The sequence below is a fragment of the Marilutibacter penaei genome (genome assembly GCF_014145395.1).
GTDB lineage: Bacteria > Pseudomonadota > Gammaproteobacteria > Xanthomonadales > Xanthomonadaceae > Marilutibacter > Marilutibacter penaei.
Map to the genome: position 1 here is coordinate 174,275 of NZ_JACHTE010000002.1, position 13,812 is coordinate 188,086.

Below are 13,812 nucleotides of genomic sequence, written 5' to 3' on the forward strand. Positions count from 1 at the left end.
CGGACGCGATGGCGCACCACGATTATTCCAAGGGCCATGGCCCGGTCGGACCGGCCCCGCAGGAGCACAGCGTCGTCTACACGACGCTGCACTACGACACCCCGTGGTCGTACGAGAACTACCTCAAGACCGGTGGCTACGCGGCGCTGCGCAAGATCCTCACCGAGAAGGTCCCGCAGGCCGACGTGATCGAGATGGTCAAGCAGTCGGGCCTGCGTGGCCGCGGCGGCGCGGGCTTCCCGACTGGCCTGAAGTGGAGCTTCATGCCCAAGGGCAGCGAGACGCAGAAGTACATCCTCTGCAACTCCGACGAGTCGGAGCCGGGCACCGCCAAGGACCGCGACATCCTGCGCTACAACCCGCATTCGGTGGTCGAGGGCATGGCGATCGCCTGCTACGCGACCGGCTCGACCGTCGCCTACAACTACCTGCGCGGCGAGTTCCACCACGAGCCCTTCGAGCACTTCGAGCAGGCGCTCAAGGAAGCCTACGAACACGGCTGGCTGGGCAAGAACGTGCTGGGCAGCGGCGTCGACATCGACATATATGGCGCGCTGGGCGCCGGTGCGTACATCTGTGGCGAAGAAACCGCGCTGATGGAGTCGCTGGAGGGCAAGAAGGGCCAGCCGCGCTTCAAGCCGCCGTTCCCCGCGAACTTCGGCCTGTTCGGCAAGCCCACCACGATCAACAACACCGAGACCTACGCGTCGGTGCCGGCGATCGTCCGCAACGGCCCGGAGTGGTTCCTCAACCTCGGCAAGCCGAACAACGGCGGTGCCAAGGTCTTCTCGGTGTCGGGCCACGTGGCGCGGCCGGGCAACTATGAGATCCGGCTGGGCACGTCGTTCGCCGACCTGCTTGAACTCGCCGGCGGCATGCGCCCGGGCCGCACGCTCAAGGCGGTGATCCCGGGCGGCTCGTCGATGCCGGTCCTGCCAGGCGAGACGATGATGGGCCTGACGATGGACTACGACTCGATACAGAAGGCCGGTTCCGGCCTCGGGTCGGGCGCGGTCATCGTGATGGACGACACCGCCTGCATGGTGCGGGCCTGCCAGCGCATCGCGCGGTTCTACTTCAAGGAGAGCTGCGGCCAGTGCACCCCGTGCCGCGAGGGCACCGGCTGGATGTACCGCATGCTGACCCGCATCGTCGACAAGCAGGCCACCCTGGCCGACCTCGAGATGCTGCGTGGCGCCGCCGGCCAGATCGAGGGACACACGATCTGCGCGTTCGGCGAAGCGGCCGCGTGGCCGGTGCAGGGCTTCCTGCGCCACTTCTGGCACGAATTCGAGTACGCGATCGTGAACAAGCGCTTCCTGGTCGATGACCAGGCGGCCGGCACCGTGGAGGAGGCCGCATGAGCGCGCAGCCGCAGGACCCCAACGTGCCGCCGGACCACGTCACGATCGAGATCGACGGCGTCGAGATGTACGCGCCGAAGGGCTCGATGGTCATCCAGGCCGCGGACAAGGCCGGCATCCCAATCCCGCGTTTCTGCTACCACGACAAGCTGTCGATCGCGGCGAACTGCCGCATGTGCCTGGTCGACGCGGAGATGGGCGGTCGCGCCTCGCCGAAGCCACTGCCGGCCTGCGCGACCCCGGTTGCCGATGGCATGAAGGTCTTCACCCGCAACGAAAAGGCACTCAAGTCGCAGCGCAACGTGATGGAGTTCCTGCTGGTCAACCACCCGCTGGACTGCCCGATCTGCGACCAGGGCGGCGAGTGCGAGCTGCAGGACCTGTCGATGGGCTATGGCCGTTCGGTCAGCCGTTTCGTCGAGCGCAAGCGCGTGGTGCCGGACGAGGACATCGGGCCGCTGGTCGCGACCGAGATGACCCGCTGCATCCAGTGCACCCGCTGCGTGCGCTTCACCGCGGAGATCGCCGGTACGTATGAGCTGGGCGGCATGAGCCGTGGCGAGAACCTGCAGATCGGCACGTACGACGGCAAACCGCTGACCACCGAGCTGTCGGGCAACGTGATCGACGTCTGCCCCGTCGGTGCGCTGACCAACAAGGTGTTCCAGTTCAAGGCGCGTCCGTGGGAGCTGACCGCGCGCGAGTCGCTGGGCTACCACGACGCGCTCGGCAGCAACCTCTACCTGCACGTCCGCCGTGGCGACGTGCTGCGCGCGGTGCCGCGCGACAACGACGCCGTCAACGAGTGCTGGCTGTCGGATCGCGACCGCTACTCCCACCAGGGCCTGTACGCCGAAGACCGCGCCACCGTGCCGATGGTCAAGGACGGCGACACCTGGCGCGAAACCGGCTGGGACGAGGCACTGGCTCGTGCCGCCGCCATCCTGCGCGACAACGCCGCGGACAACCTCGGCATCCTGGTGCACCCGGCGACCTCGAACGAGGAGGGCGCCCTGCTGGCACGCCTCGCCGACGCGCTGGGCACCGGGAACCTCGACCACCGCATCACCCAGAACGACCTGACGGACGCGGCGGTGCCGGAAGCCTTCGACATGCCGGTCGCGGAGATCGAGGAGGCGGACGTCATCCTCATCGTCGGCTCCAACCTGCGGCATGAAGTCCCTCTGCTCCACCAGCGCGTGCGCCAGGCGTGGCGGAAGGGCGCGCAGGTCCACGTGGTGAACCCCGTGGACTTCGAGTTCGCTTTCGATGCCGCCGGCACGCACATCGTGGCGCCGTCCGCGATCGCGGATACGCTCGGTGCCGACGGTCTGTCGAAGGTGCTGGCCGAGGCGAAACATGGCGCCGTCATCGTGGGCGGCATCGCCGAGAACAGCCTGCATGCGTCGGCGATCCGTCGTGCGGCCAAGGCGCTGTGCGAAGCGAGCGGCGCCAGGCTCTGTCGCATCCCGCAAGGCGCCAATGCGCTGGGCCTGGCTGACGCGGGGGTCCTGCCGACCTCGCGCGATGCCCGCACGATGCTGGCCGAGCCTCGCGCGGCGTACGTCATCTATGGCATCGAACCGGGCCTTGATTTCGCCGCGGCCGGCAATGCCAACAAGGCGCTGGCGTCCGCGCAGGTGGTGGCATTCAGCCAGTTCGCCTGTCAGTCGACGCGTGCCGTCGCGGACGTGATCCTGCCGATCGGAGCGCTGCCGGAAGTGGAGGCGACCCTGACCAACCTGCAAGGCCGCGAGCAGTCCACCCAGGCGGCCGGCAAGTTGCCGGGCGACGCCCGTGCCGGCTGGCGGGTGCTGCGCGCCCTCGGTGGTGCGTTGCAGGCCCCCGGCTTCGAGTTCACCGACCTGGCCGGGCTGCGAGCCGGCATGGTGGCCCGCGAGGTCGTGCCGGCGCCAGGACTGGCCCCGTACCTGGCCTCCGAGGGGCTTGAGGTCGTGCCGGTCCCCGGTATCTACAGGACCGATGCCGTGGTCCGTCGCGCGCCGGCGCTGCAGTCGCACCCGCTCAGCATCGCCCCCAGGGCCGTGCTCAACCCTGCCGATGCCGACGCCCTCGGGCTCCAGGCGGGCGCGATGGGCAAGTTCAGCGCCACCGCGGGTACCGCTACGCTGCCCGTCGAAGTGGATGCGCGGGTCGCACCCGGCACGGTGTGGGTGGAGGCCGGCCACGGTGCAACCGCGCCGCTCGGCCACGGTCGCGTCAACGGGGGGAGGGCCTGAGATGCTGGCGACGTTCGTTGACCCGATCCACGACTGGTTCATGTCGCTGGGCATGTTCGGCGCGGTCGTGTGGATCGTCCTGAAGATCCTGCTGATCGCCATGCCGGTGATCATCTCGGTGGCGTTCTACGTCGTGTGGGAACGCAAGCTGATTGGCTGGATGCACGTGCGCCACGGGCCGATGTACGTCGGCAAGGGCATCCTCCAGGCCTTCGCCGACGTCTTCAAGCTGCTGTTCAAGGAAGTCATCCAGCCGACGCGCGCGGAGCCCTTCCTGTACAAGCTGGCGCCACTGCTGGCGCTTGCCCCGGCCTTTGCGGCCTGGGCGGTGGTGCCGTTCGACGCCAAGCTCGTCCTGTCGAACGCCAACGCGGGCCTGCTGTACCTGCTCGCGATGACCTCGCTGGGCGTCTACGGGATCATCCTCGCCGGCTGGGCGTCGAACTCGAAGTACGCCTTCCTCGGATCGATGCGCGCCGCGGCGCAGGTCGTGTCCTATGAGATCGCGATGGGTTTCGCGATGGTCGGCGTGATGGTGTCCGCCGGCAGCCTCAACCTCAGCGAGATCGTGATGGCCCAGTCCGGCAATGCCGGCCTGTTCGAGTGGTTCTGGTTGCCCCTGCTGCCGCTGTTCGCCGTCTATTTCATCTCCGGCGTGGCCGAGACCAATCGCGCGCCTTTCGACGTCGTCGAGGGCGAGTCGGAAATCGTCGCTGGCCACATGGTCGAATACTCCGGCTCGGCGTTCGCGCTGTTCTTCCTGGCCGAGTACGCGAACATGATCCTGATCAGTTTCCTGGTCTCGATCTTCTTCCTCGGCGGCTGGCTGAGCCCCTTCCAGGGCTGGGGCATCCCGTTCCTCTCGGCCGATGGCTGGTGGTGGCTGCTGGCCAAGGTGTTCTTCTTCGCGAGCTGCTTCGTCTGGTTCCGTGCCTCCTTCCCGCGCTACCGCTACGACCAGATCATGCGGCTGGGCTGGAAGGTGTTCATCCCGATCACGATCGCGTGGATCGTGGTGACCGCGCTGATGGCCTACTACGACGTGTTCCTGCCGGGGCAGTGAGACTGACATGAACCGCATCGCTTCCTACTTCAAGAGCCTGCTCCTGCTCGAACTCGCGCAAGGGCTGTGGCTGACCTTCAAGTACCTCTGGCGCCCGAAGTACACGCTGATGTACCCGATGGAGAAGACGCCGCAGTCGCCGCGTTTCCGGGGCATCCATGCGTTGCGCCGCTACCCGAACGGCGAAGAGCGCTGCATTGCCTGCAAGCTGTGCGAGGCGGTGTGCCCGGCGCTTGCGATCACGATCGATTCCGACAAGCGCGAGGACGGCACGCGTCGCACCACGCGCTACGACATCGACCTGTTCAAGTGCATCTTCTGCGGGTTCTGCGAAGAATCCTGCCCGGTCGACTCGATCGTCGAGACGCACGTCCACGAATACCACTTCGACCAGCGCGGACAGAACATCGTCACCAAGCCGCAGCTGCTGGCCATCGGTGATCGGCTCGAGGCCGAGATCGCCGAGCGCCGCGCTGCCGACGCGCCTTTCCGCTGAGTGCATGGCATGGATCTCGTAACGCTCGCCTTCTGCTTCTTCGCCGCCGCGGCCATCCTGTCCGGCCTGGCCGTCATCACCCTGAAGAACCCGGTGCACGCGGTGCTTTCGCTGGTGCTGACCTTCTTCTCGGTGGCCTGCGTATGGCTGATCGCAGGTGCCGAGTTCCTCGGGGTGGCATTGATCCTGGTTTACGTCGGCGCAGTGATGGTGCTGTTCCTGTTCGTCGTCATGATGCTGGACATCGACGTGGCGCCCCTGCGCGAAGGGTTCATCAGGCACCTGCCGGTCGGCCTCGTCGTGGCGGTGGTGATGCTGCTGGAGATGCTGGTGTTGATCGGCGTCAAGGCACGCCTGGCCATGCCCTTGCCGGCGGATGCGGCGGAGGCGGCCGGGCTCAGCAACACCGAGTGGCTCGCGGGGGCGCTGTTCACCCGCTTCCTGCTGCCTTTCGAGATCGCGGCGGTGATCCTGACCGTGGCCGTCATCGCGGCGGTGATGCTGACGCTGCGTCGTCGTGAAGGCGCCAAGCACCAGAATCCCGGGGAACAGTCCCGCGTGCGTGCCGCCGACCGGATACGCATGGTGAAGATGGAGGCCGTCCGCGCGGAGGCGAGCGGTGTCGACGCCAAGCCGACGGGGGAGGGCCAGGCATGATGTTCGAGACGCTTTCGCTGGGTCACTTCCTCGCGCTCGGTGCCGCGCTGTTCTGCATCAGCGTGGCCGGCATCTTCATCAACCGCAAGAACGTGATCGTGCTGCTGATGTGCATCGAGCTGATGCTGCTGGCGGTCAACATCAACTTCATCGCGTTCTCGCGCCAACTCGGGGATCCGGCCGGCCAGGTGTTCGTGTTCTTCATCCTGACCGTGGCCGCGGCCGAGGCCGCCATCGGCCTGGCGATCCTCGTCACGCTGTTCCGCAACCGGCGCACGATCAACGTGGCCGAAATCGATTCGATGAAGGGCTGATCCGATGACCGGTATGGAACACGCCATCTCCAGGCCGATCCTGCTGGCGATCGTGCTGGCACCGCTGCTGGGCGCGATCATCGCAGGCCTGTTCGGCCGCAAGGTGGGTCGCACCGGTGCGCACCTGGTCACGATCCTGGGCGTCGCCATCAGCTGCGTGCTGTCGGGCCACGTGCTGTGGCAACTGGTCGGTCAGCATGCCATTCCGTTCAACGAGAACCTCTACACGTTCTTCGAGGTGGGCGGTTATTCCGCGCACGTCGGCTTCATGGTCGACAAGCTCACCGCGATGATGATGGTCGTGGTGACCTTCGTGTCGCTGCTGGTGCACGTCTACACCATCGGCTACATGCACGAGGATCCCGGTTACCAGCGGTTCTTCAGCTACATCTCGCTGTTCACCTTCTCGATGCTCATGCTGGTCATGAGCAACAATTTCCTGCAGCTGTTCTTCGGCTGGGAAGCGGTGGGCCTGGTGTCCTACCTGCTGATCGGCTTCTGGTTCAAGAAGCCCACTGCCGTGTTCGCCAACATGAAGGCCTTCCTGGTCAACCGCGTCGGCGACTTCGGCTTCCTGCTGGGCATCGCGGCCGTGCTGTTGATGTTCGGTTCGCTCGACTACGGCACGGTGTTCGCGAACGCGCCCGACGTGCTCAACGGCGCCACGATCGCCATCCTCGACGGGCACGAATGGTCCGTGGCGACGCTGATCTGCATCTGTCTCTTCATCGGCGCGATGGGCAAGTCGGCCCAGGTGCCGCTGCACGTGTGGCTGCCCGACTCGATGGAAGGCCCCACGCCGATCTCGGCGCTGATCCACGCCGCGACCATGGTGACGGCCGGCATCTTCATGGTGGCGCGCATGTCGCCGCTGTTCGAGATGAGCCAGACCGCGTTGGCGTTCGTGCTGTTCATCGGTGCGACCACGGCCTTCTTCACCGGCCTGATCGGCATCGTGCAGAACGACATCAAGCGCGTTGTTGCGTATTCAACACTGTCGCAGCTGGGCTACATGACCGTCGCGCTGGGCGTGTCGGCGTACAGCGCCGCCGTGTTCCACCTGATGACCCATGCCTTCTTCAAGGCGCTGCTGTTCCTGGCGGCCGGTTCGGTGATCATCGGCATGCACCACGAGCAGGACATGCGAAAGATGGGTGGCCTGCGCAAGTACATGCCGATCACCTACTGGACGTCGCTGATCGGCACGCTGGCCCTGGTCGGCACCCCGTTCTTCAGTGGCTTCTATTCGAAGGACACGATCATCGAGGCTGCCCACCACGCCGCGGCCCACGGTGGCGGTTGGGTCCAGCAGTACGCCTACTGGGCGGTGCTGCTCGGCGCCTTCGTGACGGCGTTCTACAGCTTCCGCCTGCTGTACATGACCTTCCACGGCAAGGAGCGGTTCCGCGACGCCCACGCCCACGACGATCACCACGCGCACGACGACCACGGCCATGGCCATCATGGCGCACATGAGCCACACGAGTCGCCGTGGGTCGTGACGCTGCCGCTGGTCCTGCTGGCGATCCCGTCGATCCTGATCGGCTTCTTCACCGTCGGCCCGATGCTGTTCGGCACGGACTGGACGGGGCACCACGAGAAGCTGCCGTTCTTCCTCGGCGCCATCGACCTGGCAGCCGGGCGCGACACGGTCGCGCTGCTGGGCAAGGAGCTGTGGCACGGCCCGGTTGCGTTCGCGCTGCACGGATTCAAAGCACCGGCGTTCTGGCTGGCCTTCGCCGGCTTCGCGTTGGCGACCTTCCTCTACCTGTTCCGCACGGACCTGCCCGGCAAGGCGCGCCATGCCCTGGCCTGGCCGGTCCGCGTGCTGGAGAACAAGTACGGATTCGACAACCTGTGGATCGACGGCTTCGCTGGCGGTGGCGTGCTCATCGGGCGTGTCTCGCGCCTGTTCGACAGCCGCGTCATCGACGGCGTGATCGTCAATGGCAGCGCCCGGGTCGTCGACCTGGTGGCACAGCTGTCGCGCCGTGTCCAGTCCGGCTACCTCTACCACTATGCGTTCGCGATGATCGTCGGCCTGATCGTGCTGTTGGCCGTCCTCATCCGCCACCTGACCTGACAAGGACCGCGACGTGACCCCCGAGCCCTTGACCGGCACCTCCCACCTGCTCAGCCTCCTGATCTGGCTGCCCATCCTGGGCGGCTTCGCGACACTGGCATTCGGCGATGCGCGTGCGCAGGCGGCGCGCGTGTTCGCGACGGGCGTGGCCGTGCTGACCTTCGCCGCGAGCCTGCTGCTCTTCACCGGCTTCGACATGGCCAGCCCGGCCATGCAGTTCGTCGAGAGCCACGCCTGGGTACCGTCCTACGACATCCGGTACAGCCTGGGGGCGGACGGGATCTCCGTGGCGCTGATCGCCTTGACGACGCTGACATCGGTCCTCGTGCTGATTGGCGCGTGGGGCTCGGTCGACAAGCGGGTCAACCAGTACTACGCCGCGTTCCTCGTGCTCGAGGGGCTGATGGTCGGCGTGTTCAGCGCGCTCGATGCCATGCTTTTCTATGTCTTCTTCGAAGGCATGCTGATCCCGATGTTCATCATCATCGGCGTCTGGGGTGGGCCACGCCGCGTGTATGCGTCGGTGAAGTTCTTCCTCTACACGTTCCTCGGCTCGGTCTTCATGCTGGTCGGCCTGATCTACCTGTACCTCAAGGGCGGTAGCTGGCAGCTGGCGGACATGTACCAGTTGCAGCTGAACGCGACCGAGCAGATGTGGCTGTTCTTCGCGTTCCTCGCGGCGTTCGCGGTCAAGGTGCCGATGTTCCCGGTGCACACCTGGCTGCCTGACGCGCACGTGGAGGCGCCGACCGCGGGTTCGGTCGTCCTGGCGGCGATCATGCTGAAGATCGGCGGCTACGGTTTCCTGCGCTTCACCCTGCCGATCGTGCCCGACGCAGGCCACGAATGGGCGTGGCTGGTCATCGCGCTGAGCCTGGTCGCGGTGATCTACGTCGGCCTCGTCGCGCTGGTGCAGGACGACATGAAGAAGCTGATCGCGTATTCGTCGATCTCGCACATGGGGTTCGTCACCATCGGTACGTTCATCGTGTTCGGGCTCGTCCGTGACTTCGGCAATTACGATGCCGCGCGCCTGGGCCTGCAGGGCGCGATGGTGCAGATGATCAGCCACGGGTTCGTGTCGGGCGCCATGTTCACCTGCGTGGGCGTGCTGTACGACCGCATGCACAGCCGCATGATCAAGGATTACGGCGGCGTCGCGAACGTCATGCCCTGGTTCGCCGCGTTCGTCGTGCTGTTCGCGATGGCCAACTCGGGCCTGCCCGGTACGTCGGGCTTCGTCGGCGAGTTCATGGTCATCCTGGCCGCGTTCCAGAAGCACCCGCTGATCGCGTTCGGTGCCGCGACCACGCTGGTGATCGGCGCGGCCTACACCCTGTGGCTGGTCAAGCGGACCATCTGGGGGGAGGTGGGCAACGCCCACGTGGCCGGACTGAAGGACATCAATGCGCGCGAGGCTTTCGTCCTCGGCGTGTTCGCCGTCGGCGTGCTGGTGCTGGGTGTGTGGCCGAAGCCGCTCACCGACCTGATGGAACCTTCCATCGCCCACCTGGCGATGCAGATCGCCACGTCCAAGCTCTGAGGTTGTAGCGCATGATCATGCCTGTACGTTCCGCTGCCGACCTGCTGCCGTTGCTGCCCGAACTGGTCGTGGTGGCGGGTGCGTTCACCTTGTTGATGCTGGACCTCTTCATCAGCGAGCGCCAGCGGGCGCTGACGCACGGCCTGGGCATCGCGCTGCTGCTCGTCGCCATGCTGATGGTCGCCCTGGGCGTCGGAGGGCAGGGCGTGGTGCTGGGCGAGATGTTCGTCCGGGACACCTTCGCCGACGTGCTGAAGGTGGCCATCTGTGCGGTGTCCGCGATGGCGATGGCCTATGCCTGGAGCTACCTGCGCGTGCGCGACCTGTACAAGGGCGAGATCACCGTGCTGATGCTGTTCGCGACCCTGGGCATGATGCTCATGGTGTCCTCGAACTCCCTGGTCATGCTCTACGTGGGGTTGGAGATGCTGGCGCTGTGTTCGTATGCCCTCGTGGTGTGCGATCGCGACAACCCCATCGCTTCAGAGGCTGGCATCAAGTACTTCGTGCTGGGCTCGGTGGCGTCCGGCCTGCTGCTCTATGGCCTGTCGCTGGTGTACGGGGCGACCGGCAGCCTCGACCTGCACGGCGTCGCCGCGGCCGTCGAGGACGGAAGCAATCGCACGCTGCTGCTGACCGGCGTCGCGTTCGTCGTGGCCGGCGTCGCGTTCAAGCTGGGTGCCGCGCCGTTCCACATGTGGCTTCCCGATGTCTACCAGGGTGCCCCGACCCCGATCACGCTGTTCATCGGCGCGGCCCCGAAGATCGCCGCGTTTGCCCTGGCATACCGCCTGCTCGACGTGGCCCTGGGTCCGGCGGATGCCCATTGGCGCATGATGCTGGCCGGCCTCGCCGTGCTGTCGCTGGCTTTCGGCAACCTTGGGGCGTTGGTACAGACCAACTTCAAGCGCCTGCTCGCCTATTCGACGATCTCGCACGTGGGCTTTCTCCTGGTCGGCCTGGCGGGCGGCGGCGCGCAGGGTTTCGCAGCCTCAATGTTCTATGCGATCAGCTATGCCCTGATGTCAGCCGCGGGTTTCGGCGTCATCGTGATGCTGTCCGGTCGCGGCTTCGAGGCCGACCGCATCGCCGATTTCAAGGGGCTCAATGTCCGCAATCCCTGGATGGCAGGACTGGTCCTGTGCGTGATGGCGTCGCTGGCGGGCGTGCCTCCGTTCCTTGGCTTCTGGGCCAAGCTCGCCGTGCTTCGCGCGGCCCTCGATGGCGGCATGATGTGGCTCGCGGTCATCGGCGTGGTGTTTGCGGTGGTGGGGGCCTTCTATTACCTCCGCGTCATCAAGGCCATGTACTTCGACGCACCGGAGGGCGAGTTGCCTGCACCGAGTGCGGGGCGTCCGCTGGGGATCCTGTTCGGCGTGAATGCCCTCGGCCTGCTGGTCCTTGGCCTGGCGTGGAACCCGATCATGGCGTGGTGCATGCGGGCGCTGGGCGCCTGAGGCGCGGCACTCGCCCGTCCTGCAAACCGGATGTAACGCGAGGGTTGCCAAGTCTTTTCCAGCCGCTATAATGAGCGGCCTGATGCGGGGTGGAGCAGTCTGGCAGCTCGTCGGGCTCATAACCCGAAGGTCGCAGGTTCAAATCCTGCCCCCGCTACCAGCTTCGATCACGAGTCGCCTGAGGTTCTGGCGGTTCGGAGGAGGGCCTCGAAGGAGGCTCTCTTTTTGGATCAAGGCCTGGGCTTGTGATCGCGCTCTGCTCGCGCGGTCACGCCGAAATCCAGCAGTGCCGGACAAGGGGCCCATCGGGCCCTTTGTTGTTTCCCGGGTCGCCTCTGGCGGCCCGTCGTGGATCATGGCAAGGCGTAATCGCAGGAGACGGTGATCGCGTGACGGACAAGGCAAGCCAAATCTCGGATCTGTTGGCCCCGACGGTGGCGTCGCTGGGCCTCGAGCTGCTGGGTGTCGAATACCTGCCGTCGCCCGGCGGCGCCATCGTGCGCCTGTACATCGACATACCGGAAGCCGAGACGTCTCGCGAGGGCGAGGCCCCGAGGTCGGTCGGCATCGACGAGTGCGAGGCGGTCAGCCGCGAGGTTTCGGCCCAGCTTGACGTCGAGGACCCGATCAGCGGCAATTACACCCTGGAAGTGTCCTCCCCCGGCATCGATCGCCCGCTGTTCACCGCGGCGCATTTCCGGCGCTTCCTCGGGGCATCGGCGAAGGTCGTGCTGCGGTTGCCGCAGGACGGGCGCCGCCGCCTGCAGGCCCGCATCTCCGGCATCGAGGACGACGCGGTCGTCTTCGACCTGGACGGGACCGCCTTCACGGTGGCCATTGACAATATCGAGAAGGCCCGGCTGGTGCCCGACTGGGCGGCCTTGGGCATGGCCCCTTCGCGTCCCGGCAAGGGCGGCAAGGGCGAAAAGAACACCAGGAAACCAACCAACAAGCCGGCGGCCGATGGGTCGAGCACGGCGGAGTAACCACGAATGAGCAAGGATCTGTTGCTGGTCGTCGACGCGGTCGCCAACGAGAAGGGCGTGCCGCGGGACGTGATCTTCGAAGCCATCGAGGCTGCGCTGGCGTCCGCCGCGAAGAAGCGCTACCACGAAGAGGACGTGCTGGTGCGCGTCGCCATCGACCAGGAGGACGGCAGCTACGAGACCTTCCGTCGCTGGGAAGTGGTCGAGGACGACGTGGTCATGGAGTCCCCTGACCGCCAGTTGCGCATGATGGATGCGATCGACGAGGCGGAAGGCGTGGAGGTCGGCGACTTCATCGAAGAGCAGATCGAGAACCCGGACTTCGGCCGCATCGCCGCGCAGGCCGCGAAGCAGGTCATCGTGCAGCGCGTTCGCGAGGCCGAGCGCCAGCAGGTCGTCGACGCCTGGAAGGACCGCGTCGGCGAGTTGGTGACCGGTATCGTCAAGCGCGTCGAGCGGGGCAACATCTTCGTCGACCTGGGCGGCAATGCCGAGGCGATCATCCAGAAGGACAAGGGGATCCCGCGCGACGTGCTGCGCACCGGCGACCGCGTGCGCGGCTACCTCTTCGACGTGCGCACCGAACCGCGTGGCCCGCAGCTGTTCATCAGCCGCGCCGCGCCCGAGTTCATGATGGAGCTGTTCAAGCTCGAGGTGCCGGAAGTCGGCCAGGGCCTGGTGTCGATCAAGGCCTGCGCGCGCGACCCGGGCGACCGCGCCAAGATCGCCGTCGAGGCGCATGACAACCGTACCGACCCGATCGGCGCCTGCATCGGCATGCGCGGTTCGCGCGTCCAGGCGGTCAGCAACGAGCTCAACGGCGAGCGCGTGGACATCGTGCTGTGGTCGGACAACCCGGCGCAGTTCGTCATCAATGCGATGGCGCCCGCCGAGGTGCAGTCGATCATCGTCGACGAAGAGAAGCACTCCATGGACCTGGCCGTCGCCGAGGACCGCCTCGCTCAGGCGATCGGCAAGGGCGGGCAGAACGTCCGCCTGGCGAGCCGCCTGACCGGGTGGCAGCTCAACGTGATGACCCAGGACCAGGTCACCGCGAAGTCCGAAGCCGAGCAGGCCGAGGCACGCGCGTTGTTCCAGGAGAAGCTGGAGGTCGACGAGGAGATCGCCGGCATCCTGGTTTCCGAGGGTTTCACCACGGTCGAAGAAATCGCCTACGTGCCGGTGGGCGAGCTGCTGGCGGTGGAAGGTTTCGACGAAGACATCGTGGAGGAGCTGCGCGCACGCGCTCGCGACGCGCTGCTGAACGATGCGCTTGCGGCCGAGGAAGAGCTCGACGAGCACCAGCCCGCCGAGGACCTGCTCTCGCTGGAGGGCATGGACGAAGCCACGGCGTACGCGCTCGCGGCCAAGGGCATCGTCACCCGGGAGGACCTGGCCGAGGCGGCCACGGACGAGATCACCGACGTCGAGGAGATCGACGAGGCCCGTGCGGCCGCGCTCATCATGGAAGCGCGCAAGCACTGGTTCGAGTAAGACATGCACCGCCGGGGCGTCCCTTGGATGCGCCCGGCCCGCCGACCTGCTCGCCGGGTCGGCTTTCGCGGAGCGGGCGGGCAGGCCTGCCCCGCGGACGGGCCACTCCAGGCCG

The 13,812-nt window shown here is 66.5% G+C and carries 11 protein-coding genes and 1 tRNA gene; all 12 read left to right on the plus strand.

Features of this window, described 5'->3' with window-relative positions:
* Positions 1 to 8: 8 nt before the first annotated feature.
* The 12 genes from nuoF to nusA all read left to right on the plus strand — a co-directional run bounded on the left by nuoF (position 9) and on the right by nusA (position 13,697).
* Positions 9 to 1,364, plus strand: a complete 1,356-nt coding sequence (gene nuoF / locus H4F99_RS03165; RefSeq protein ID WP_182668280.1) for an NADH-quinone oxidoreductase subunit NuoF — start codon at positions 9 to 11, stop codon at positions 1,362 to 1,364.
* On the plus strand, positions 1,361 to 3,604 hold the full coding sequence (gene nuoG / locus H4F99_RS03170) for an NADH-quinone oxidoreductase subunit NuoG (RefSeq protein WP_182668281.1): 2,244 nt from the start codon (positions 1,361 to 1,363) through the stop codon (positions 3,602 to 3,604). The genes nuoF and nuoG overlap by 4 nt, the downstream gene beginning before the upstream one ends.
* A gap of 1 nt (position 3,605) precedes the next feature.
* Positions 3,606 to 4,667 (plus strand): NADH-quinone oxidoreductase subunit NuoH, encoded by a 1,062-nt coding sequence (gene nuoH, locus H4F99_RS03175; protein WP_182668282.1) that lies wholly within the window; start codon positions 3,606 to 3,608, stop codon positions 4,665 to 4,667.
* A gap of 7 nt (positions 4,668 to 4,674) precedes the next feature.
* Positions 4,675 to 5,163: an NADH-quinone oxidoreductase subunit NuoI gene (gene nuoI, locus H4F99_RS03180; RefSeq protein ID WP_182668283.1), complete on the plus strand. Its 489-nt coding sequence runs from the start codon at positions 4,675 to 4,677 to the stop codon at positions 5,161 to 5,163.
* A gap of 9 nt (positions 5,164 to 5,172) precedes the next feature.
* Complete coding sequence (locus H4F99_RS03185; protein WP_182668284.1) at positions 5,173 to 5,820, plus strand: NADH-quinone oxidoreductase subunit J; 648 nt, start codon at positions 5,173 to 5,175, stop codon at positions 5,818 to 5,820.
* Positions 5,820 to 6,134 carry an NADH-quinone oxidoreductase subunit NuoK gene (nuoK, locus tag H4F99_RS03190; protein WP_182668468.1) on the plus strand — a complete coding sequence of 105 codons (315 nt, stop codon included), beginning with the start codon at positions 5,820 to 5,822 and terminating at the stop codon, positions 6,132 to 6,134. Before H4F99_RS03185 ends, nuoK begins: the two co-directional genes overlap by 1 nt.
* A 13-nt stretch (positions 6,135 to 6,147) precedes the next feature.
* Positions 6,148 to 8,217: an NADH-quinone oxidoreductase subunit L gene (gene nuoL / locus H4F99_RS03195; protein ID WP_182668285.1), complete on the plus strand. Its 2,070-nt coding sequence runs from the start codon at positions 6,148 to 6,150 to the stop codon at positions 8,215 to 8,217.
* A gap of 46 nt (positions 8,218 to 8,263) precedes the next feature.
* A complete protein-coding gene (locus H4F99_RS03200; protein ID WP_182668469.1) occupies positions 8,264 to 9,760 on the plus strand; it encodes an NADH-quinone oxidoreductase subunit M in 1,497 nt (498 codons plus the stop codon).
* A gap of 11 nt (positions 9,761 to 9,771) precedes the next feature.
* Positions 9,772 to 11,217: an NADH-quinone oxidoreductase subunit NuoN gene (gene nuoN / locus H4F99_RS03205; RefSeq protein ID WP_182668286.1), complete on the plus strand. Its 1,446-nt coding sequence runs from the start codon at positions 9,772 to 9,774 to the stop codon at positions 11,215 to 11,217.
* A gap of 83 nt (positions 11,218 to 11,300) precedes the next feature.
* Positions 11,301 to 11,377: transfer RNA gene (locus H4F99_RS03210), tRNA-Met, on the plus strand.
* 229 nt (positions 11,378 to 11,606) lie between these two features.
* A complete protein-coding gene (locus H4F99_RS03215; RefSeq protein WP_182668287.1) occupies positions 11,607 to 12,203 on the plus strand; it encodes a ribosome maturation factor RimP in 597 nt (198 codons plus the stop codon).
* Positions 12,204 to 12,209: 6 nt separating this feature from the next.
* Positions 12,210 to 13,697, plus strand: coding sequence for a transcription termination factor NusA (gene nusA, locus H4F99_RS03220; protein ID WP_182668288.1), 1,488 nt, complete (start codon positions 12,210 to 12,212; stop codon positions 13,695 to 13,697).
* Positions 13,698 to 13,812: the final 115 nt, after the last annotated feature.